This is a genomic window from Azohydromonas aeria, from assembly GCF_009760915.1.
GTDB lineage: Bacteria > Pseudomonadota > Gammaproteobacteria > Burkholderiales > Burkholderiaceae_C > Azohydromonas > Azohydromonas aeria.
Genome location: NZ_VIDQ01000049.1, coordinates 34136 through 55241, shown reverse-complemented (window position 1 = coordinate 55241; position 21106 = coordinate 34136). Strand labels below are relative to the sequence as shown.

Here is a 21106-nt window from a genome sequence, read left to right as displayed (position 1 = left end):
CGGGCGCGGGGCCGGGAGCCGGTGCTGGGCCCGGAGCCGGTGCGGGCCCGGGCGCCGGTGCGGGAGCCGGGCCCGGCGCGGGCGCCGCGGCGGCCACCACCGCCTGGGTGGCGCGGGCCGGCCGGGCACCGCTGCCCAGGGCGCGCGACACGTACAGCCGCGCCCCGCCGTTGTTGAAGAAGGCCTGCGCCGCGTGCGCGACGTAGTTGCGGTTGTGCACGGCGCTGGTGGTGCCGTCGAAGGCCAGGTCGTCCACGCCGCCGTAGGTGCGCTCGAAGTCGGCGAAGCTGGTGAGCAGTTCCGGCGCGAGGCCGCTGGGTCCCTTGCGCGTGGGTCCGGCGAAGGCGCAGGTGCTGGTGCTCACGCCCTCGATGGAGCGCGAGCGGAAGCTGACTTCCTCGACGTAGACGCCTGGTGCTAGGTATTCAGGCACGGTGGACCTCCTGTGGGTTGACGGCGGCTAGGGCCATGTCACCCTCGCCTGGAAGCGCCGGCTCGTCCCGGCGGAGAGATGCGGGGGCGCGTCGGCGGCCACGGCGCGCACGGCGGGGTCGGCGGCGGCGAGCCGCCGCGCGATCAGGTCGGGGTCGGCCAGCGGAAGGTTGGAATCGGCGGCTTCGGCGCTGGTGCGCACCACGGCGCGGTCGAGCACGAGCCGCAGCGCCAGGCCGAACTCGCGCGTCAGCCCGGAGGGGCCGGGATCGGGCAGCAGCGGCGGCACGCCGGCGATTGCGACGAGGGCTTCGCCGCGCGTATCGGTGAGCGTGCGCTGCACGGCCAGCCCCGCCACCGCCGGCGTGGCCTCCACGAGCACGTTGGCCAGGCCCAGCGGCGGCGTGCTGCCGTCCGCGACGACCTGCAGCCGCAGCACCGCCCAGCTGCCGCGCAGCGGCAGCGCGGGCGCGGGCGCGAGCCGCACGGGCACGGGCCGCAGCGCGTTGTCGGCATCGGGCACGGGTTGCCCGGGCGTGGGCAGCCGCCGCGGCAAGGCCAGGCTGAAGGCGCGCGGCAGGTAGCGCCGCGCCGGGTCGTGCACGCTCAGCGCCACCTCGCTGCGCGGCGGGTCGGCGGGCGCGCCGTCGAAGGCGCGGGTGTAGTCGTCGTGGCCGGCCCAGGCGCGCAGCACGTACAGCCCGCCATGGTTGGGGACGATGCGCAGGCCGGGGCCGGCGACGGACAGCGGCGCGAGCACGCGCGCGCCGGTCACGTCGTCGAGGAACTCGATGGCGCCAAAGACGCGGCGTTCCACGTGCTCGATCACCGGCCGCCCTCCCCGCTGGCCGTGGCGTCGCCCACCGAGAAGCGCGTGGCCACCACCGGCTCGGCGTCGGGTGCGCTGTCAAGGTCGATCATCACGTTGCGCGCCACGTAGCCCAGCGAGGGGCGCAGCGGCGGCGTCAGCACCTGCCACAGCTTGCTCAGGTCATCGAGCGAGAGCTCCTCCGGGAACAGCGTGACGAGGTCGTTGGGGCCGAAGCCGCCGCTGTCGGCGAAGCTGCCGCGGTCCAGCACCGGGCGCTGGTGCAGCTCGCGCAGCGTCCAGGCCACGAGGCTCTGCTCCTTGAGCGCAGTGTCGGCCCACACGGTCGCGAGCAGGTGCAGGTTCACCGTCAGCGGCACCGCGCGGCCCGTGGGCAGCGTCGCGGGCGGGCGGTTGCGCAGGTGCTCGTTGTGGCTGACGCGGTAAAGCATCAGCGTGACCTTGGTGTCCTGCCCGTCGAGCTTCTTGAAGTCCGACACCCCCACCGGCTCGAACTTGCTACTGATGCCGGCGATGGGGCGCAGCTGGTAGGCCCGCGACAGCACCTGCGCCACGCCGCTGACGACCGCGTGGATGGCGGAGACGGTGGCCATCAGTGCATCCCTCCACGCTTGCCGCCGGGCCGCCGCGCCGCCGCTTCCAGCAGCGGGCCCGGGTCGGCGGCCAGCGCGTCGAGCCGCGCCTCGATGCCGGCGGCCGCGCCGGCGCGGCGAAAGCGCACCCGCCCGTCGGCCGCCTGCGAGGACTCCACCGCGCCGCAGGCCTGCATCCCGTCGAGGGCCTGCTCCACCAGCGCCACGGGCGCGGCCGGCAGCTCCGCGGCGATCCACCAGCGCGCGATGCCGTCGGGCGTGTCGCAGGCGTCCGGGTGCTCACGCAGGTAGCGGCTGAGGCATTGCACGAGGGTCATGAGGTCCGGGTCAGAAGGCATACCAGTCACCTCGCTGGCGGTGCCGCTACAGCGCAAGAGCGGTGCCAGCGCAACGAAGAGCGGCAAGTGCCTGTCGCCGCAGGCCTTTCTGGAGCGGCAACGGCGGCGGGGTGGACGGATTCGTCCCGACGCCGCCCGGCCCGCGCCGCCGTGCCGGCCCCCGCGAAGGCGGGGGGCGACGGCAGGACAAAAATGTCCTGGCCCGCGGCGCATTTGTCCGGGCGTTTGCCCGGGTGCGTGCGCAACGCCCGCGCATGGGCACGGCGCGGGCACCGGCGCGACGGGGCGGCGCCCGAGGTCGCGGCACGGCGTCAGGCCGTCACGGATGCAGCGAGGGGATGAAGGGCGCCGCCGGGTGCCCGTGCGGGCGGGGCACGGGCGCCGGGCGCAGGCCGCGCGGGCCGGCCCGCGGCGCGCTGGCGGGTGCGGGCGCGCCCGGGGCCGTGCGCCGCGGGATCAGGAAGCTTCGCGGTAGGTCTTGGCGTCGAGCTTGTACTTGCGCATGAGCTCGAAGAAGGCGCGGCGGTTCTTGCGCGCCGCGCGCGCCGCGTGCGTCACGTTGCCGGCGGTCGAGGCCAGCAGCTGCTCGATGTAGCTGCGCTCGAAGCTCTCCACCACGCGCGCCTTGGCGGCGCGGAAGGATTCCGCGGCGGCCGGCGCCTCGGCCGGCGCCGCGCTGCAGCCGTCGAGGTCGATCTCCGCGGCGCCCAGCAGCGTGGCGCCGGACATGAGCACCGCGCGCTCCATCACGTTGCGCAGCTCGCGCACGTTGCCCGGCCAGTCGTGGGCCAGCAGCTTGTTGAGCGCCGCGGGCGACAGCGCGGGTGCCGGCTTGACCCACTGCCGCGCCGCGCATCGCAGGAAGTACTGCGCCAGCGGCGCGATGTCGGAGCGGCGCTCGCGCAGGGGCGGCAGGTGCAGCGTGAGCACGTTGAGGCGGAACAGCAGGTCCTGGCGGAAGCAGCCCTGCGCCACCAGCGCCGCGGGGTTGCGGTTGGTGGCGGCGATGACGCGCACGTTCGCGCGCGCGAGCTGGCTGGAGCCGACCGGGCGGTACTCCTTCTCCTGCAGGAAGCGCAGCAGCTTGGCCTGCGCGCCGTAGGGCAGCGAGTCGATCTCGTCGAGGAACAGCGTGCCGCCCTCGGCTTCGCGCACCAGGCCCGCGCGCGAGGCGTGGGCGTGCGTGTAGGCGCCCTTGACGTGCCCGAACAGCTCCGCCTCCACCAGCTCGCCCGGGATCGCGCCGCAGTTGACCGCCACCCAGGGCCCGCCCGCGCGCGCGGAGAGGTAATGGATCGCCTGCGCGCACACCTCCTTGCCCGTGCCGGTGTCGCCGAGGATGAGCACGCTGGCGTCGTAGCGCGCCAGCACCGGCACGCGCGCCACCTGCTGCGCGAAGGCGGGGCTGTCGCCGATGAGGTTGTGCAGCGCCGGGTGCGCGGGCAACGGCAGGGCCGGCGCCGCGGCGCCGCACACGCCCAGGGCGCGGCGCACGCGCAGCAGCACGTCGGCGTCGGACGCGGGCTCGCGCAGGAAGTCGCTGGCGCCGGCGTGCAGCAGCGCGTCGAGCGCCTGCGGCGCCAGCTGCGCCGACGCGGCCACCAGCACCGGGCAGCAGGGTTGCGCCACGCGCAGCTCCGTCAGCTGGCGCAGTGCCGGCCCGAAGTCCTCGGGCCCGACCAGCTGCAGCACCAGGCCGGTGCCCTGGAGCGGTACGCCGAACCCGGCGACCGCGGACGCCCCGGCACGCAGGCCGCCGCCCCGCAACATGGCGCTCAAGACCTGTGCGCGCTCCTGCTGCCCCTGGCTACTGCACACGGCCACGGACAGCTCGGGCACGGAAAAAGAAGGCGTGGTTTGACTCACGAGTTCTCCCTCCTGAAGGGCAAGTTGTCGTTTTCGCTGGCGGGGTCGAATGTAGATGCTGAGCGCGCGCGGCGCACGTCAATCCTGCAGGCAGAGGAAGAAAGACACGGCGGCACCCGGTTGCGGCCATCCTCCCGGCACGGCATTGAAGCTGGACCGGCCGGGTCAACGCAGGCATGAACAAAGGCACCTGTGCGGCCTGGACACGTGCACTGGCGCCGCCGCTGGTACACAGTCAGGCGCATGTGGTGGACGTCGGAGTCGGGCCGCGGTGCATTTTCTGAGGGCGCGATGGCGACGGTCCGCCATTCGGGACGCTGGAATCCGTTCCGGCGTCATTGATGAAGCCCCGTCAGGAGGGACTGTCCATGTGCATTGCATATTCCGTCGGCCGTGGCGGCCGCAATGATCTTGCCGACGTTGCCGCGGTTCAGGTGCTGCTCAATCTCAACCTGGGACGATTCACATCGCGCGGTCTCGGGTTGCTGAAGCCTGACGGCCGCATCGGGCCGAAGACGCTGGAACGCATCGAGGCCTTCGAAACCGAGGTGATGAAGCTGCGTGCGTCGGACGCGCTGATCGCGCCGGGCGACGCGACCATCGCCGCGCTGCTGGCGGGCCTGGAACCCGGGCCGACGAAGGACAAGCTCAGCATCGTGCTGCCCCTGGCGGCCGAGAGCCGCATCGAGCGCTACTTCGAGCCGCTCAGGACCGGGATGATCAAGTACGGGATCACGTCGCCGCTGCAGATGGCGCATTTCATCGCCCAGCTCGGACACGAGTCCGGCTCCCTGCTCTACTGCGAGGAGATTGCCAGTGGAGATGCCTACGAGGGCCGCCGCGACCTGGGCAACACCGAGCCCGGCGACGGCCGGCGCTTCAAGGGGCGCGGCCTGATCCAGCTCACCGGGCGGGCCAATTACGCGGCCTACAGCAAGTACACCGGCATCAACTACGTGGGCCAGCCGGAGCTGCTTGCCAGCGATCCACAGGCCGCCGTCGACGTCGCCTGCTGGTTCTGGGTGGACCGCGGCCTGCCGAAGCTCGCAGAAGCCGACGACGTCAAGGCCGTGACCCGCCGCATCAACGGCGGCTACAACGGGCTCGACGATCGCATGGCCAACCTGCGGCGCGCGAAGGCGCTGCTCGGCCTCTGATCGCGCCGGTCTCCCCGCAGGCGGGCGGGCCAGGGGAGGCCGTCTCACGGTATCCGGCTGCGGGGCTCGTCGTCGATCACGGCGACCCGGTGGCCGTCGATCGGCTCGCAGGGCCCCAGGATCACCGTTGCATCATGTCGACCTGAAGAAACTGGCATTTCATCCGCCCGCGGTGCAGTGCAGCGGGCTCGCTGCCAGCGCGCGAAAGGTCAAGGGGCTGCCCGACTTGACATCGAAGACGGAACTGAATTCGAGCGCTTTGCCAGCAGCAGCTGCCAAAACTCGGCCTGTGGCATTGGCTTGCCAAGCAAGTACCCTTGAGCCATGTCGCAGCCGATGTGCTGAAGCAGTTCCAGCTGCTGCGGGGTTTCCACGCCTTCGGCCACGACCTTCAAGCCCAGCTTGTGCGCCATGGCGCAGATGGCCTGGACCACGGCCAAGTCATTGCGGGCATCCGGCAGCCCGGCCACGAAGGAGCGGTCGATCTTGAGCGCGTTCACCGGCAGCCGCGTGAGGTAGGACAGGCTGGAGAAGCCGGTACCGAAGTCGTCGATGGACAGCTGCACGCCCAGCGCCTGCAGCCGTAGCAGCACCTGCAGCCCGTGCTCGGGATCCTCGACGATGCCCGATTCGGTGAGCTCCAGCTCCAGCAGCGCCGGCGGCAAGCGGTACGCGGCCAGCGCCTTCGCCACGGTTTCGACGATGTCCGAGCGGTTGAGCTGACAGGCGGAGACGTTGACCGCGACGCGCAGCGGCGAGGCCTTGTCGGTATTCCAGGCCCGGGCATCGCACACGGCCTGCTCCAGCACCCAGGCGCCGATCTCCCGGATCAGGCCGCTGGTCTCGGCCACCGGGATGAACAGCGCCGGCGACACCAGCCCGCGCTCCGGATGTCGCCAGCGCACCAGGGCCTCCGCGCCCACCAGGCGCTGCCCGTCGATGCTCCACTGCGGCTGGTACCAGACCTCGAACTCGTCGTCGATGAGCGCGCGCCGCAGGTCCGTTTCCAGGTGCAGGCGTTCACGCACGGGGGCCTCGATGTCGGCATGGAAGAGCTGCACGCCCATGCGGCCGTTGGTCTTGGCGGCGTACATGGCCGTGTCGGCTGCTCGCAGCAGTGTTGCGGCGTCCTGGCCATGCTCGGGAAACAGGGCGACGCCGATGCTGGCACCCATGCGCACTTCCTGGCCCGACAGCGCAACCGGTTGGCACACGGCCTCGATGGCACGCCGGGCCAGCGCCAGCGCCATGGCGGCAGCCTGCTGCCGGGGCAATGCCTCATGCACCACGACGAACTCGTCGCCGCCCAGCCTTGACGCAAAGCCATCGTCAGCAATCAGTGCCGTGAGCCGCTGCGCGATGGCCTGAAGCACCAGGTCGCCGCTGTCGTGGCCTAGCGAGTCGTTGACCGCCTTGAAGTGGTCCACGTCCACGAAGAACACCGCCACGCTGCTGTCGCGCCGGGCCGCGGCGTCGACCCCGCGCTCCAGCCGCTCGCGCAGCAGCACCCGATTGGGCAGCCCGGTGAGCGCGTCATGCTTGGCCAGCCGGTAGGCCTCGGCCGAAGCCTCCTCCAGCTGCCGGGTTCGCTCGGCCACCCGCTGCTCCAGCGTGTCACGCGCCTCGCGCAACTGCACCGTCATGGCGTTGAAGGCACGCGCCAGCACGCCGGCCTCGTCGTGGCTGCGCACGCTCACCTGGTGCTCCAGGTGGCCTGCCGCCACCTGGCCCGCGGCCACGGTGACTTCCCGCAGGGGTTGCAGGACATGCCGTGCCAGCATGGCCATGACGGCAACGCCCAGCAGCCCCATCAGCGCGGCTGCGCCAAGCGCTGTCTCCATGAACAGCACCAGTTGCTCCCGCAGCGAGGCCGTGCTCATCGACACCACGACATGGCCCAGCGGCTCCTGCTCTTGCGGACTGCTTTCGACGCCTGGCATCGCCGGGCCGGCGGGCATCAGCACGGGCGCAATGAAGCTGATCTGTCGCACTTCGGGCAGCAGGCCGTCGAGTTCACCGAGCATGGCTGGCTGGGCCCGCGGGCGGTTTGCCGGCAACACTGGCGCGGCCCGCTCGGCCGGCATCTTGGCGTGGCGCGCCAGGAAGCGTCCCGAAGCGTCGTAGACCGCCACACTGGCCACGTCGGGGAAGGCCGATGCGCCATGGGCGATGCGCTCGAGCTCGTCGGCACTGCCCGAGAACACCCCCATCTGCACCTGCTCGGCCATGGTCTTGGCCAAGCCCAGGCCCATCTCGCGGAAGGCCTCGCTTTGCCGCTGCTGGTGCCTCACGGCCAGGCTGATCGCCAGCGACACGGTGGTCAGCAGGATCAGCAGCGCCGCGCAGACTCCCAGCTTGGCGGCCAGTCCCAGCGTGGGCCTATTCATGGATGCTCCCTGCGGAACGCAGCACGTCGTTGGGCACCGCAACCCGCAGGTGCTGTGCGGCGCGGCGGTTGATGACCAGCACGGTGCGCCGGGGCGGCTGCGTCGCGGCTGGCTGCGCCCGCAGGCCGAGCAGGCGCTGCGCGACGTCGGCACACTGCTGGCCCAGGTCCTCGTAGTCCCACTCCAGCGCGTAGAGCGCACCTGCACGAACCCAGCTGCCGGCCGGGCCCACCAGGGGCACGCGCTGGCGCATCGACACGGTCAGCAAGGCCCGGGCAGCCTGCGGCGACAGCACCTCGGCGTCGGGCAGCACCATCAGCGCGTCAAGCCCGCCAGCCAGCCGCTCCACCGTGGCTTGCACCTCAGCGGCCGACTCCACGCCCAGGGCGACAGCCTCCAGACCCGCACGGCGGGCGGCCTGGGCTGCGGCGTCAAAGCGCGCGCTGCCGTCTCGGGTGTGGAACACCAGTCCGACGTGCCGTGCCGAGGGCAGCATACGGCGCAACTGGGCAAACTGCACCGCATGGTCGTGCTCCAGTACGACGCCCGGATAGGACGTCGTGGGCGCACCGCAGGACATCAGCCGTGAAGTGGCGGCAGCGGCAACGTGGGAGCGCGCGGCCTGCTCGCCGGAGGAGCCAACGCCGATGACCACGTCCACGTTCCCCATGCCCGCCGCCAGCTCGCGCAGTGCCTCCGGCGCCACGACTTTGACCTGCGCCGCGCCGCCGAGTGCCTGTCGCAAGCCCTGCACCATCTGCTCCAGCGCACCGGCCTGAGCCGGCATGACCAGCAGCACCGAACGCGAGAGCGTGGCCGCGTGCGAGCTGCCCGGCACGAGGCCCAGCAGCGCCAGGGGCATCGCCAGGCATAGCCGCAGGAACCGTGACATGGGGAACTTCATGCGTAGTGGCGGGCTGCTCACAGGCTCTTTTCAAGCCGCAACAGCACCATGCGGCCGGCCTGGGGCAGCCAGGTCTGGGGCGCATGCTCCTGCCCGACGGGCTGGACGTAGTGGCGGTCCAGCGCATTGAAGACGGACACCGCGCTGCGCCAGCCCGAGGTGCCGGCCGGCAGGTTGAGCGTGGCGTTGACGACGGTGTAGCCAGGCAGCCGTTCACCGGCAAGGGTGAGCACGCTGCTGACGCTGCGTGACTCCAGCGCCAGCGTGGCGCCTGCATCACCCAGCCGCACCACGATGGCCCCCTTGGCCAGCAGGTGCGGCGAGTTGGACAGCGCCGTGGACATCGTGTGGGCGCGGCTGTCCTGCCAGGACAGCGACAGCCGCGTCTCGACGCCAGCACCGAGCCGTGCATCGAGCTGTGCCTCGACGCCGGTGGTATGGATGCCGCTCTGGTTGGCGTAGCGCAGCAGCCCGCTGGCGGGCTCGATCCCGGCGTCGATGATCCCGTGCAGCACATTGCGGTAGACCGACAGCCCGGTCTGCCAGCGCTCGTTCCAGCTGGCCTCCCACACGGCTTCGATGCTGCGCATGCGCTCAGGCTGCAGCCCGGGATTGGGCAGCTGCGTGGCGCCGCCGTCGCCGTACCAGAGCTCGAAGGCGTTGGGCGCGCGAAAGGCCATGCCCTGCAGTAGCTTGAAGGCATGGCGTTCGACGGGCCGCCACATCAGGCCCAGGCGCGGGCTCGTGGCGCTACCGAAGGTGCTGAACTGGTCCCGCCGCAGTCCCGCGTTGATGCGAAGCTCAGGCGTGAATGCGTGTTCCACCTGGGCGAACAAGCCGAATTCGCTGCTGCGGTGCAGATCGTCGAGGTACACCGCCTCGGCGTCGTGATTGAACTGCCGGATGCGCAGGTTGCGCTGGACGTCGGCGCCCAGGATCAGCCGCGTGCGACCGTCCAGGCGCTGATCCAGCACCATCCCCGCACGGCTCCACACGCCCTCGGCGACGTCGAGGTTCGTGGTGCCGCCCTCGCGAGAGACGTAGTCCCCCGTGTAGCGGTAGCGGTTGACGGAACCGCTCAGGCGCAGCAGCGCACCTTGCCAGGCCTCGATCTCGTGGCCCGCGCGCAGGTACTGCTGCTGCTGCGTGTAGAAGTTGCGCGGGTCCGACAGCGTGGTGCCATAGGCGCCGGTGCCAAGCTGCTTGTGCCAGTACTGGCTGCCAGCCTGCAGCCTCCAGCCCTTCCAGCGCACGCTGCCTTGGAGCTGATGGCTGCGCAGCCCGTCGGCACCGGCCGAATGGCCGTTCGTGAGCGTGATGGCGGCCAGTTGCGGCAGCCGCATGCCGCGCACTCCGTCGCTGTCGAGGGCCGACAGCGTGAATGCATATTCCAGGTCGGCGTCGCGATGGCCGCCGCCCAGGCGCACCGCGCGGGTGCCTTGCGACCCGGCGCGCACCTCGGCCTGCCAGCCCTGGTAGTCACGCCCCCGCCTGGTCGTCACGTCCACCACCGCGAACAGGGCCGAGGCGCCGTAGAGCGACGAGCCGGGGCCCCGCACGACCTCGATGCGCTCCACCGACCCCAGGTCCACCATGGCGTCATGGCCCAGGCTGGCCTGCCCGTAGATGCTCTCGTTGACGCGCTGACCGTCGACGAGCAGCAGGATGCGGCCATTCCAGTCGCCGGGGCGCAGCATGCCGCGCACGCCCAGGTACTCGTAGGCCAGGTCACTGCTGGTGTGGAACCCCCGCAGGCTGCCCAGTGCTTCGGCCAGCGTGCGCCAGCCGAAGCGTTCGATGTCCGCGGCCGTGATGACCGACACCGACGACGGGGCGTCGCTGGCGGGCTGCTCGAAGCCCGAAGCGGCGAAGACGGAAGGCACCTCGCGCAGCAGCAGTTCGTCGGCGCCAGCGCCCATGGGCAGCAGCAGCGCCCCGCCCCAGGACAGGAGACGCCTCAGAACAGTTCGCGCAGACGCCGACGCGCGGCGGCGCGCGCGGCACCGGTGGACGAGGAGAGGATGGTGGGCAAGCATGGGTTGGAGATGGAGGCAACAGAACAGCTCGCCCCTCGTCCGGGTCCCGCACCTGGCTGTGTCTCGACGGCAAAGCCTTGGCTGGCAAGACGCCGCTCAATGGAGCTCTGGTCTCACGACGGTCGACCTCCAGGCGGACAACGGGGTGCGCGCCGCACGGTCGTGTTCGTCCGTGGCGGTGATCTGGCGCCGGCAAGCTGTCGAAGGACAGTTTCTGGCGCGACAAGCCGGGCGTGGTGACGGAGTTGTGAACTCGCGCCGGTTCCTGATGGCACTGCGTGCTGCCGCCGAAAACAACGCGGGATGCGCAGACTCGCAGTGCTATGCCGAAGCTGCCTTGACCTCGCGGCGCAGTTGCACCGCGTCCACTTCCGCCACCGTGGCTTCACCTGGCGCCAGGCGGAACAGCCGCATGGAGTTGCGCACCGACTCCACCTGGTGCTGCAGCGACGTCGCCGACGCCGACAGCTGCTCGACCATGGCGGCGTTCTGCTGCGTGATGCCGTCCAGGTGCGTCACGGCCTCGTTGATCTGCGTGATGCCGCGCTGCTGCTCCGCGCTCGACAGCCGGATGCTCTCCAGGGTCTGGTTGACGTTGGAAACCGCTCCCAGCGCCGCCTGCATGCGCTCGCGCGCATCGGCCGTGCGCTTGCCGCCCTCGGCGACGCGGCTGGAGGACTCGGTGATGAGATCCCGGATCTCGCGTGCCGCGGCGGCGCTGCGCTGCGCCAGCGAGCGCACTTCGCTGGCCACCACCGCGAAGCCGCGGCCCTGCTCGCCCGCGCGCGCGGCTTCCACCGCCGCGTTGAGCGCCAGGATGTTGGTCTGGAAGGCCACGCCCTCGACCGTCTTGATGATGTCCTCGATGTTCCTGGCCGACTCGGCGATGCCGTCCATGGTCTGGGCCACGGCCTGCACGGCTTCGAAGCTGTGCTGCGCGGCCTGCGCCGCGGTGGCGGCCAGTTGCGCGCCCTGGGCGGCGGAGTCGGCGCTGTTCTGCACGGTGCCGGTGATCTGCTCCATCGAGGCCGCCGTCTCCTGCAGGCTGCTGGCCTGCGACTCGGTGCGCGAGGCCAGGTCGCCGTTGCCCGTGGCGATTTCCGTGGCAGCCAGCTCCGACTGCTGCACGCCGGCGCGGGCGTCGTTGATGACGGTACGCAGGTTCACCGAGAGCTGTGCGAGGGCCCGCTGCAGTTCGCCCGCCACCCCTTCGGCACCCGTGTTCACCGGGTGAGCCAGGTCGCCCGAGGCCAGGCGATGGGCATCGCATAGCACTGCGCGCATGGGCGCGAGCGCGCTGCGCCGCACCAGCCAGGCGGACGCGGCGGCCACCGGCAGCACCGCGGCCCAGGCAGCCCAGGGTGCCAGCTGCCCGGCACCCGCCACCAGGGCCACCGCACCGGCTTGCAGCAGCGTGGCCTTGGCACCCTGGCCGGGCTTGAGCCCTGCAGTCAGGCGCCCTGCCCAGTCCACGCGCTGCGGCACGCCCTGGCGCAGCGCCCAGGACCGCCTGCCCTGGCGGGCGTCGTCCCACAGCCGCCGGTACAGCGTCTCGGCCGCCTGCACGTCGGCGCGCCGCGGCGCGGTACGCACCGACAGGAAGCCCACGATGCGGTCACCGTCGCGCATCGGCGTGGCGTTGGCCTGCACCCAGTAGTGGTCGCCGTTCTTGCGCCGGTTCTTCACCAGGCCGGTCCAGGGCAGGCCGGCCTGGATGGTGGCCCACATGTCGCGGAAGGCTTCCTCGGGCATGTCGGGGTGGCGCACGATGTTGTGCGGCTGCCCCATGAGCTCGGCCGCGCCATAGCCGCTGACCTCGATGAAGGCCTGGTTGCAGTAGGTGATGCGGCCCTTCAGATCGGTCACCGACACCAGGGTTTCGCCAGCGGGGAAGGTGTACTCGTGCTGGCTGACAGGTTGGTTGTTCTTCAAAGAATTTGCCTCGTGCTGTCAGGGGCCGGACTGCCTCCCGCTCGGCCGCTCCTCGAGCCGCGCGGGGGCGGCGATGTCCTTCTCAAGCTCAGAACTGTTCCCAGTCGTCCGTGCCCGTACGCGTGGTGGCCTGCACCGGCGCCTTGGCAGCATGAGCGCTGAAATTCGGCCGCACCACGTTCCTGGCGCGGTCGGGACCGCGGCGCTCCTGGCCGGACCATGACGACGTTGCGGTGGCTGCCCCGGCAGGCTCCGTGCGGAACACGGAGACGGCTTCGAGCAGCCGCTGCGCCTGCGTCTTGAGGCTGTCGGCCGCGGCAGCGCTTTCCTCCACCAGGGCCGCGTTCTGCTGCGTCGCCTGGTCCATCTGCGTCACGGCTTCGCCGACCTGCGCCACGCCCTTGCTCTGCTCGGCGCTGGCGCTGTTGATCTCGCCCATGAGGTCGGTCACGCGTTGCACGGACGTGACGACCTCCTTCATCGTCTGGCCAGCCTGGTCGGCCAGTGCGGAGCCCTGCTCCACCCGCTGCACGCTGTCGCCGATGAGCGTCTTGATCTCCTTGGCGGCTTCGGCGCTGCGCTGGGCCAGAGCCCGCACCTCGCCGGCGACCACCGCGAAGCCCCGGCCCTGCTCGCCGGCACGCGCCGCTTCGACCGCGGCGTTGAGCGCCAGGATGTTGGTCTGGAACGCGATGCCGTCGATGGTGCCGATGATGTCGGCGATCCGCTTGGAGCTTTCCTCGATGCCGCGCATCGTGTCGACGACCTGGCTCACGACACCGCCGCCGCTCATGGCCACCGCCGAGGCGCCTTGCGCCAGCTGGTCGGCCTGGCTGGCGTTGTCGGCGTTGTGGCGCACGGTGCTGGCGAGTTCCTCCATGGCGGAAGCCGTCTCCTGCAGCGCCGAGGCCTGCTGCTCGGTGCGCTGGCTCAGGTCCTGGTTGCCCTGCGCGATCTGGGCGCTGGCCGTGGCCACCCCTTCGGCATTGCGGCGCACTTCACCCACGGTGTGCGCCAGCTTGTCGCGCATGGCCTTCATCGCGGCCATGAGGCTGGTCGTGTCGCCAGCCCGGCAAGGCACCTCGGCCGTGAGGTTGCCCTGGGCGATCTTCCGAGCCACGTCGGCGGCCTGGGTCGGCTCCCCACCCAGCGCCCGGGTGATGGACGGCGTGATGGTGAACGTCAGCCCCAGCGCAAGCGCGGCAGCGAGCACGCAGCCGCCCAGCAGCAGGTTGCGGCTGGTCTCGTAGGTGGAGGCGGCGGCCCGCACCTCGCTGCTGGCCTGGACATCGACTTGCTTGTTGTAGGCGCTGACCTGCCTGACCAGCGTGGCCAGGAGCGGGCGACACTCGCTGTTCATCTTGGCGATGGCTTCGTCGCGGCGGTTGTCCAGCGCCAGCGCGACGATGCTCAGTGCCAGGGGGCCGTAGCGCGACTCGGTGACTTCGATGTCCTTGAAGAGGCTGCGCTCCTGCTCGCTGACGCCCTCGGCCTTGTCCAGCATGGCCTTGAGCTGCTTCATCGCCGCCAGGACCTGATCGTGCGCTTGCGTGACGGCCGCCTTCTCGCTGTCCCGGTCCGAGGCACTGGTCACGAGCACGAGGTTGCGGGCGCTGATGGCGCGGGCGTTGGCGGCGCCCTGTATTTCGTCAACCAGCGCAAGACGCACAGCCACCTGTGCCGTGTAGTGCTCGAAGCCGTCGTGCTCCTTGCTCAGCGCACGGATGGCGAACGCGGCCAGGACAATGACCAGAAAGGCCAGCAGCGAAAAACCCAACGTCAGCTTGGACCTGACCGTCAAAGACCGAAGCTCCACAAAAACCTCCTACTGCGTAGGGGCGACAGTGTCCAGTGCTTGACAGGCGCAACCGTGTCAGCAGTGTCAAATGGGCGTGTGCATCGCCGCGTCAGCGGTTTGCATGAGTCGTCCCGCATCGCGCATGGGTCCGCGCTGCCCCGCCACGCCGATGCTTGGCCTGATCTGCAGGACCTGCTCATTCACGCAGGCGCCGGGTTCCGTGGCAGCGAGCACCTTGCGGGCCACCACCACCGGATCGCGCCAGGCACGCAGCGGCGGGATGCGCTCGGTGGCCGGCAGCGCTCGCCCGCCGGGCTCGTACAGGTCAAGGTTCCTCCTGTGGCCAGCGGCATGCCGGCATGGAAGCGAACATGGGGCTCACCGGTGACCGTGACCAATGGGTTGTCGGCGAAGCGCGGGTCCTGCTGCGCGTCCAGTCCGCGGCGTGCCTTGAACCACTGCCGGTTCGCATCCACCAGGCTCACCAGCGCGATCGGCACGTCGCGCAGCCGGGCCGCCAGCCAGGCAAGTCGTCGAACTCGGCTTCCGGCGGTGTGTCCAGGATCTGTAGGGCATGAAGTGCCTGCAGCCGCGCCGGCTCGGCATGAAGGCGCTCAGCAGCCGTGGCCACAGGAGGTAGCCAGCCGCATCAGCGATGCAGGCACAACTGCTGCGCAAGCTCGCGGACGAAGGCTGAGGGGCGGCTCGCCGGCTGACGCCGGTACCCGGCGACATTCCTTGCTCATCCAGTACTCGACCGCGACTTGATTCGCTTCCCGGGGCAACGGCGCCCCGGGTGCCACTCAACGTGCGGGACGGTTCACCCCGGCTTCGCCGCGGTCGAGCCACTGCAGCAGCGTCGCATACAGCGTCAACGGCTCCACGGGCTTGGCGACGAAATCATTCATGCCGGCGGCCAGGCACGCAGCGCGGTCCTCGTCGAAGGCATTGGCCGTCATGGCCAGGATGGGCAGCCGCTGCAGGTCGGGCAGCGCGCGCAGCGTCCGCGTGGCTTCGAGTCCGTCGAGCAAAGGCATGTGCACGTCCATCAGCACCAGCGCGTAGCCGTGCTGGCGCGCCTTGTCGATGGCGTCCTGGCCGTTCTCCGCGAAGTCCACCTGCAGTTCCACGGCTTGCAGCAATGCTGCCGCTACCTCGCGATTGACGACGTTGTCCTCGGCCACCAGCACCCGCGCGCCGGCGTGGCGCTGGCGCAGCTGGGCATCGGCCCGTGCCGGCCGGGCCTCGTCACGAAGCGGCATCTCGGCGCCGCGGCCCAGCCGGGCCGTGAACCAGAAGGCGCTGCCGCCCCCCTCGTGCGGCTGCATGCCGGCACTGCCGCCCATGAGCTCGGCCAGGCGCCGCGTGATGGCCAGGCCCAGTCCCGTGCCGCCGTGCTTGCGCGTGGTGGAGGTGTCGGCCTGCTCGAAAGCCTGGAACAGGCGCGGTACCTGGTGCGGCTCAACGCCGGCCCCGGTGTCCTCGACCTCGAAGCGCACCAGCAGCCAATCGCCGGCGCGCTGCTCCAACTGCCGTGCACGCAGCGTGACGGTGCCGGCCTCGGTGAACTTCACGGCGTTGCTCGCGTAGTTCAGCAGCGCCTGGCGCAAGCGCGTGTCGTCACCGCGCAGCCGCCGGGGCGCCTGATCGACGTCCACTTGCAGCCTCAGTCCCTTCGCTGCGGCGCCCTCGCCCACCATCGAGCGCACCTGCTCCAGCAGCGCGGGCAGATCGAAGTCGCGCTCCTCCAGCTGAAGCTTGCCGGCGTCGATGCGGGAGATGTCCAGGATGTCGTTGATGACGGTCAGCAGGTGCCGCGCCGCGGTATCGATGCGCCCCAGCTGCTGCGCCTGCCGCGGCGAGGTCTCCTCGCGGGAAAGAAGATGCGTCAAGCCCAGGATGGCATTCATGGGCGTGCGAATCTCATGGCTCATGTTGGCCAGGAATGCGCTCTTGGCCCGGTTGGCGGCCTCGGCCGCGTCCCGCGCGGCGGCGAGCTCTGCGGTGCGCTGCGCCACGCGAGTCTCCAGCGTGGCGTTGAGCGAGCGCAGCTCATCCTGCGCCTGCTTGCGCTCGGTGATGTCCATGCTGACGCCGACCAGACGCAGCGGCTGCCCATCGGCGGTGAAGCTCATGCGGGCGTGGTCCATCAGCCAGCGCCAACTGCCATGCGTGGAGCGGTAGCGGTACTCGGCGATGTGGACAGGCCGCTCGGGTGTGAGGGCCTGCAGCTTGGCTTGCAGCGCTGCGCGGTCCTGCGGGTGCAGCTGATCGAAGAACTGAGTGGCCGGCCCCTGCGCCGCGAGTCCAAGCTCCACGTGCAGGCTGCCGCTTCGCCGCACCTGCCCGGTGCCGGGCTCGTACTCGAAGGCGTCCATGTGGGCCACGTCCAGCGCCAGGCGCAGCCGCTCCTCGCCCTGCAGCCGCTGCTGCACGGCTTGGCGCAGCTCCAGCGCGGCACCGGCAACACGCGCCAGGGTCTGTAGCAGGGCCAGCTCCTCGGCGCCTGGCGTGTGCACCTGGGCCCAATAGGCGCCCAGTGCCGCTGCGGGCTCCGTGGCGCCCACGGGCACGACCACCATGCCGCGCACGAACGTGGGGGCGTAGGGCTCGCGAGGCACTCGCGGATCGGCGCGCACGTCGGGAATGACGATGGTCTGGCTCTGCAGCATGGCCCAGCCCGAGACGCAGTCATTGACGCAGAAGCGCTGGCCCGCCCACAACGGGCCCCTGGGCGAGTCCTCGCCGGCGTAGAAGCACTGCTGCTGCTCGCGCAGCACCAGTGACACGCCGTCGGCGCCGCATAGGCTGCGCGCCGACTCCAACACCACCTGCAGCAGCTGCTCGCGCGTGGTCGCGGCGACCAGCCGCTCCAACGCCTGCGCCAGCAGCTGAAAGCGCTGCAGGCTGGTGGCCAGTGCCGCCTCGGCCTGCCGGCGTCGCTGCACGTGTTCCGTGACGTCGACGCCGTGGCCCAGCACGCGGGTGCGGCTGCCATCGGGCTCGGCCAGTGCCTGGTACACCAGGTCGATGATGCGATGCTCCACTGGCGCACCCGGCGTGCGCGCCAGCGTCACGCCCAGCTCGTGGCCCACGAAGGGTTCTCCGGTTTCCAGCACACGTGCCAGCAGGTCCTGGAAGCCCTCGTGCGCCGCTTCCGGCAACGCCTCGAACGCTGGCCGTCCGATGAGATCGCGGTGGCCCACGAGCCGGTAGTAGGCCTCGTTGGCCAGCTCGAAGACGTGATCCGGCCCCTGCAGCACGTGCAGGAACGACGGTGCCTTGGCGAACACGTCCTCCAGCAGCTGCGCGCGCTGTGCCCGCAGCGCCGGCGCCCGGCGCTCGGTGATCTCGCCGATCACCCCCGACAGGCGCTCGGTGCCGCCGGCAGGGTCGTTGGTCCGGCTCCCACGCAACTCGATCCAGCGCGTGGCGCCGTCGGGCCACCGCACACGCAGCTCCAGCCTCAAGCGACCTGCCTCACGTGCATGCCTGAACAGGTTGCGCAATGCCGGCCTGTCCTCTTCGAGGACGTGCCGCTCGGCGGTTGCCAGATTCCACTGCGCTTGCCGCCCTGGGTAGCCGAACAGCTCGTCATGGCGCGGCGAGCGATGAGTCCAGGTTTGTGTCCTGAGGTCTACTTCCCAGGTGCCCAGGTCCGCGGCATCGAGTGCGCGCTGCGCCTGATCCTGGGACGGCTGCGCCTGCGGCGCGTCATGCAGCTTGTGGTCCATGGCAAATCCTGCGCAACGGGCTGCAGGCTCGCGACAGCCTCAGGATGGCGCGAGCAAGAACGGACCCCCCGCCATGGCTGGCCGGCCAAACTGATGACCCGAACCCATGCCGGCAACCGGCATTGGTCGCTGACATCGAAGACGCATCCGCGCCTTGAGACAGCCAGCCGCGTGGGAGGGTCAAGGACCGCGGTCTCCAGTTCTGCTTCAATTTTGAAACACCCAGGAACTGCCTGGGTCTGCAGAATGTTTCCCGGGGCCAGCATACCCCAAAGGCGGTGAACTCCTGACCTCCTCCTCCCTCCGAGAGCCGCCTTCGTTTGTGGCCCGCATGACGTGCGGGCCACTTTTCTTTGGTGCGGCCCCGGGACGATGGCCTCTACAAAGGAAGCGACATGTGGAAGAGGCGAAGAATCGGCGTACGCGACCAGGGGCCCAAGGCCGGGCTGGTGTTCGGCAGCCGTTGTCCTTACCCGCAAGGCACGGACGAGGCGCGGCAGTGGGAGATGGGCTGGGCCGAAGGGGTGCTCAAGCGCACCAGCAGCGGCAATAACAGCTGTTGGGGTCCACGGTTGCTGCGAATAAGGTCAAGGTTTCTGCGAATGTGGCGGGGAAACCGCCCCTTTCCGTTGAGACGTCAACTTGCTCCAACGGCGCCGATGGACCGAGCAGGACGAAATCTGCCCATGGCCCGGAAGATTTCGCTGATGGAGTGATCCATGGTGGGCTGACCCACATTCGCATGCACCATGGTCACTGCAGCCACGTTCGCGAGAACCTCGACCCTTGGCATATGCCATGTGGCGCGAAGCCAACATTGCGCCCATGCGGCAGAAATGCCGCTTTCTCTTGGCATGGCAATGGGTTAAGTCACGCCGCCATTCGAAAAAGCCGTGGCCGTCATTCGCAGTAACCGTGGGCCACAACAGCCGAACTGGCCGCCGCGCGCGACGCGGCCCATGCCGCCAACCGGGCCAAGAGCACGTTCCTGGCCCACATGAGCCACGAGATCCGCACGCCGCTCAACGCCGTCATCGGACTGAGCCAACTGCTCGCGCAAACCGAGCTGAACGAGCGGCAGCGCATGTTCATCACCCACGTCAATGCTGCCGCCGGGCAACTGCTCGCGCTTGTCAGCGACGTTCTGGACCTGTCCAAGATCGAGGCCGGCGAGATGCGCCTGGAGTCCGCGCCCTTTGACCTGCCCACACTGCTGCAGCAGGCCCGCGCCCTTGTGGAGTTGCCGGCGGCGCAGAAGAATCTGCGGCTGGAGTTCGAGCTGGAGTCGGGGCTGCCGCAGCGCCTCATCGGCGACCCGACGCGGCTCAAGCAGATCCTGGCCAACCTGTTGGGCAACGCCGTGAAGTTCACCGAAGCCGGTAGTGTCACACTGCGGGTAGCTCAGCTGACGCCGACTGACGCTGCATTGGGCCAGCCGCCGTCACGGGTCATGCTTCGCTTCGAGGTGGCAGACACGGGCATCGGCATCCCTCCTGAAAGGCAAGCTGCCGTGTTCCAGCCGTTCACGCAGGCCGACAGCTCCACCACGCGGCGTTTCGGCGGTACGGGCCTGGGCTTGTCCATCGTGCGGCGCCTGGTGGACATGATGGGCGGGACGCTGCGGGTGGCAAGCCAGCCGGGTCAGGGCAGTACGTTCAGCGTGGAGCTGCCGCTGGAGGTGCTCCCGGCTCAAGACTGAAGCTGTAGCTGTTGAGGAATTCGTCGTGCTGCTGGAGGCTACCGGTGAGAACTGGCGTGCACGTGGCACTGGGGTGGCCGCTGGAACCCCTTGTAGAACTGTGAGGGGTTCGAACACGCGAATGTGTGGGGATCATTCACCCGGCGCTGTTCCCCACGAAGTTCGCGGCATCGATGCCGGCCGCCAAGGGCATGAGGGCATGGCACCTGCTCAGGGCCACCGGGGACGAAGTTGCAATGCCAAAAATTGATAAGCGCAATTATCAACAAACTAAAAAGAAGCAGCCAACGTGCCCTGGCTGCAGCTTGTGCGGCACCCTGGCATGGCCCGACAAGGGCTTAGAGCGTGTTATGCACCTTCCCCAGTGGCCAAGAACATCACGGCGCTGGGCTGACCCTGGCGTTCCTGGCCGGCACGGATGATGAAGCGCATGTCGCTGACCACGGCCTCGAAACAGCGCGCTTCGCTCCACCGACGAAACTGCTGATACACCGCTGCACAGGCTGGAAAGTCGTTGGGCAGCATGCGCCACGGCGCACCTGCCCGGGCCAGCCAGCGCAACGCGTTGAATACCTCGCGCAGGCTGTGTTCGCGCTGCGGCTCGTCCTCCTTCATCAGCGTGAGGTACGGCGCCACGAAATCTCATTCCTCCTGGCTCAAATCACTCGGGTACGGCTTCCTGCTCATCCAGCCAAGATGGGGCCGCTCCCGCTGGGGCAAGGCCAAGGTTCATAACCCGCTCTAGGAAGGATGGAACAGTCCTCGCCTGGGGTTGGAACGGCTGCGGTCAAATTGCCGTGCCCGATGGTCCTGATCATGTCATGGCCATCGCTGCTGGGGATCCAGAGACCGTGGTGCTCAGAAAAGACGGCACGGCGCTCGCTGGGGGCCATGATCGCTTTGGCCAAAACACGGTGCCTTTCGGATTTAATAACGTTATTGCCATCGGTCCCAGAGGCGCTTATGTGGTCTCATTCAAGAAAGACGGCACGGTCGCCGTCTGTGTCAAAATGAAGTTACACCCTTGATGGAATCCGCCTTTCCAAAATCCGTTGCTTTCTGCATCTGACAGCATTGCGCTGGCTGATTGCACGTCATTTCGCCGTTGGCCCTTTGTTGCTTCACGTGAAACCGCGTTTCCAATGTCTATGCATGGTTTGTCTGAAGGGTTACCATGAGTTTGGCTTTGTGCAATGAAGCAAGAATTATTTATCCAGCGCAGCAGATGGCATCCGTCCTTTCAAGGACTGCTCCCTTGATCTATCTTCGTCTTGGACGGTTGGCGAGGAATGCGGCAATAGTTTTGGGGCTTCAACAATGAAATTTGGGTCGAGGCTCTTCATGATCAATCGTCCATTCAAGAGTCGTGAAGGGCTGACGAAAGCTGCCTTGGCAGGAGCG

Annotated in this window: 13 protein-coding genes and 3 pseudogenes; 3 read left to right on the top strand and 13 right to left on the bottom strand. The window is 69.5% G+C overall.

The window, feature by feature from the left end:
- The 5 genes and pseudogenes from FJ694_RS23955 to FJ694_RS23935 form a co-directional block, all read right to left on the bottom strand.
- Positions 1 to 433, bottom strand: a pseudogene (locus FJ694_RS23955) (phage tail sheath family protein); the annotation flags it as partial.
- Between the two features lie 27 nt (positions 434 to 460).
- A complete protein-coding gene (locus FJ694_RS23950) occupies positions 461 to 1261 on the bottom strand; it encodes a hypothetical protein (protein ID WP_157269837.1) in 801 nt (266 codons plus the stop codon).
- Positions 1258 to 1854: a Pvc16 family protein gene (locus FJ694_RS23945; protein ID WP_157269836.1), complete on the bottom strand. Its 597-nt coding sequence runs from the start codon at positions 1852 to 1854 to the stop codon at positions 1258 to 1260. Before FJ694_RS23945 ends, FJ694_RS23950 begins: the two co-directional genes overlap by 4 nt.
- Positions 1854 to 2192 (bottom strand): hypothetical protein, encoded by a 339-nt coding sequence (locus FJ694_RS23940; RefSeq protein WP_157269835.1) that lies wholly within the window; start codon positions 2190 to 2192, stop codon positions 1854 to 1856. The genes FJ694_RS23945 and FJ694_RS23940 overlap by 1 nt, the downstream gene beginning before the upstream one ends.
- 456 nt (positions 2193 to 2648) lie before the next feature.
- A complete protein-coding gene (locus tag FJ694_RS23935; protein ID WP_157269834.1) occupies positions 2649 to 4058 on the bottom strand; it encodes a sigma-54 interaction domain-containing protein in 1410 nt (469 codons plus the stop codon).
- A gap of 341 nt (positions 4059 to 4399) precedes the next feature.
- On the opposite strand from FJ694_RS23935, the gene FJ694_RS23930 reads away from it, so the two are divergent.
- Positions 4400 to 5215: a glycoside hydrolase family 19 protein gene (locus FJ694_RS23930; protein ID WP_198320966.1), complete on the top strand. Its 816-nt coding sequence runs from the start codon at positions 4400 to 4402 to the stop codon at positions 5213 to 5215.
- A 209-nt stretch (positions 5216 to 5424) separates the two neighbouring features.
- Here the strand turns inward: FJ694_RS23930 and FJ694_RS23925 are convergent, their stop codons facing one another.
- The 7 genes and pseudogenes from FJ694_RS23925 to FJ694_RS23900 form a co-directional block, all read right to left on the bottom strand.
- On the bottom strand, positions 5425 to 7602 hold the full coding sequence (locus FJ694_RS23925; RefSeq protein ID WP_157269833.1) for a putative bifunctional diguanylate cyclase/phosphodiesterase: 2178 nt from the start codon (positions 7600 to 7602) through the stop codon (positions 5425 to 5427).
- Positions 7595 to 8494 carry an ABC transporter substrate-binding protein gene (locus FJ694_RS23920; protein ID WP_157269832.1) on the bottom strand — a complete coding sequence of 300 codons (900 nt, stop codon included), beginning with the start codon at positions 8492 to 8494 and terminating at the stop codon, positions 7595 to 7597. Before FJ694_RS23920 ends, FJ694_RS23925 begins: the two co-directional genes overlap by 8 nt.
- A 29-nt stretch (positions 8495 to 8523) precedes the next feature.
- Complete coding sequence (locus tag FJ694_RS23915) at positions 8524 to 10425, bottom strand: TonB-dependent receptor plug domain-containing protein (RefSeq protein WP_157269831.1); 1902 nt, start codon at positions 10423 to 10425, stop codon at positions 8524 to 8526.
- 438 nt (positions 10426 to 10863) lie between these two features.
- Positions 10864 to 12474, bottom strand: coding sequence for a methyl-accepting chemotaxis protein (locus FJ694_RS23910; protein WP_157269830.1), 1611 nt, complete (start codon positions 12472 to 12474; stop codon positions 10864 to 10866).
- An 88-nt stretch (positions 12475 to 12562) separates the two neighbouring features.
- Complete coding sequence (locus FJ694_RS37825; protein ID WP_157269829.1) at positions 12563 to 14290, bottom strand: methyl-accepting chemotaxis protein; 1728 nt, start codon at positions 14288 to 14290, stop codon at positions 12563 to 12565.
- 314 nt (positions 14291 to 14604) lie between these two features.
- A pseudogene (locus FJ694_RS37285) lies at positions 14605 to 14903 on the bottom strand (sensor domain-containing phosphodiesterase); the annotation flags it as partial.
- A 172-nt stretch (positions 14904 to 15075) separates the two neighbouring features.
- Positions 15076 to 18006 (bottom strand): ATP-binding protein, encoded by a 2931-nt coding sequence (locus tag FJ694_RS23900; RefSeq protein ID WP_157269828.1) that lies wholly within the window; start codon positions 18004 to 18006, stop codon positions 15076 to 15078.
- A 934-nt stretch (positions 18007 to 18940) separates the two neighbouring features.
- On the opposite strand from FJ694_RS23900, the gene FJ694_RS23895 reads away from it, so the two are divergent.
- Positions 18941 to 19705, top strand: a complete 765-nt coding sequence (locus FJ694_RS23895; protein ID WP_259373177.1) for a sensor histidine kinase — start codon at positions 18941 to 18943, stop codon at positions 19703 to 19705.
- Positions 19706 to 20080: 375 nt separating this feature from the next.
- Here FJ694_RS23895 and FJ694_RS23890 read toward each other — a convergent pair.
- Positions 20081 to 20341 (bottom strand): annotated as a pseudogene (locus FJ694_RS23890) (transposase); the annotation flags it as partial.
- A 185-nt stretch (positions 20342 to 20526) separates the two neighbouring features.
- On the opposite strand from FJ694_RS23890, the gene FJ694_RS23885 reads away from it, so the two are divergent.
- Positions 20527 to 20733, top strand: a complete 207-nt coding sequence (locus FJ694_RS23885) for a hypothetical protein (protein ID WP_198320965.1) — start codon at positions 20527 to 20529, stop codon at positions 20731 to 20733.
- Positions 20734 to 21106: the final 373 nt, after the last annotated feature.

Excerpts from the sequence above, each read along its gene's own strand:
- FJ694_RS23945 (WP_157269836.1), bottom strand. The coding sequence starts at position 1,854 with ATGGCCACCGTCTCCGCCATCCACGCGGTCGTCAGCGGCGTGGCGCAG.
- FJ694_RS23940 (WP_157269835.1), bottom strand. The coding sequence starts at position 2,192 with ATGCCTTCTGACCCGGACCTCATGACCCTCGTGCAATGCCTCAGCCGC.
- FJ694_RS23930 (WP_198320966.1), top strand. The coding sequence starts at position 4,400 with ATGAAGCCCCGTCAGGAGGGACTGTCCATGTGCATTGCATATTCCGTC.
- FJ694_RS23925 (WP_157269833.1), bottom strand. The coding sequence starts at position 7,602 with ATGAATAGGCCCACGCTGGGACTGGCCGCCAAGCTGGGAGTCTGCGCG.
- FJ694_RS23920 (WP_157269832.1), bottom strand. The coding sequence starts at position 8,494 with ATGTCACGGTTCCTGCGGCTATGCCTGGCGATGCCCCTGGCGCTGCTG.
- FJ694_RS23915 (WP_157269831.1), bottom strand. The coding sequence starts at position 10,425 with ATGGGCGCTGGCGCCGACGAACTGCTGCTGCGCGAGGTGCCTTCCGTC.
- FJ694_RS23900 (WP_157269828.1), bottom strand. The coding sequence starts at position 18,006 with ATGGACCACAAGCTGCATGACGCGCCGCAGGCGCAGCCGTCCCAGGAT.
- FJ694_RS23885 (WP_198320965.1), top strand. The coding sequence starts at position 20,527 with ATGGCCATCGCTGCTGGGGATCCAGAGACCGTGGTGCTCAGAAAAGAC.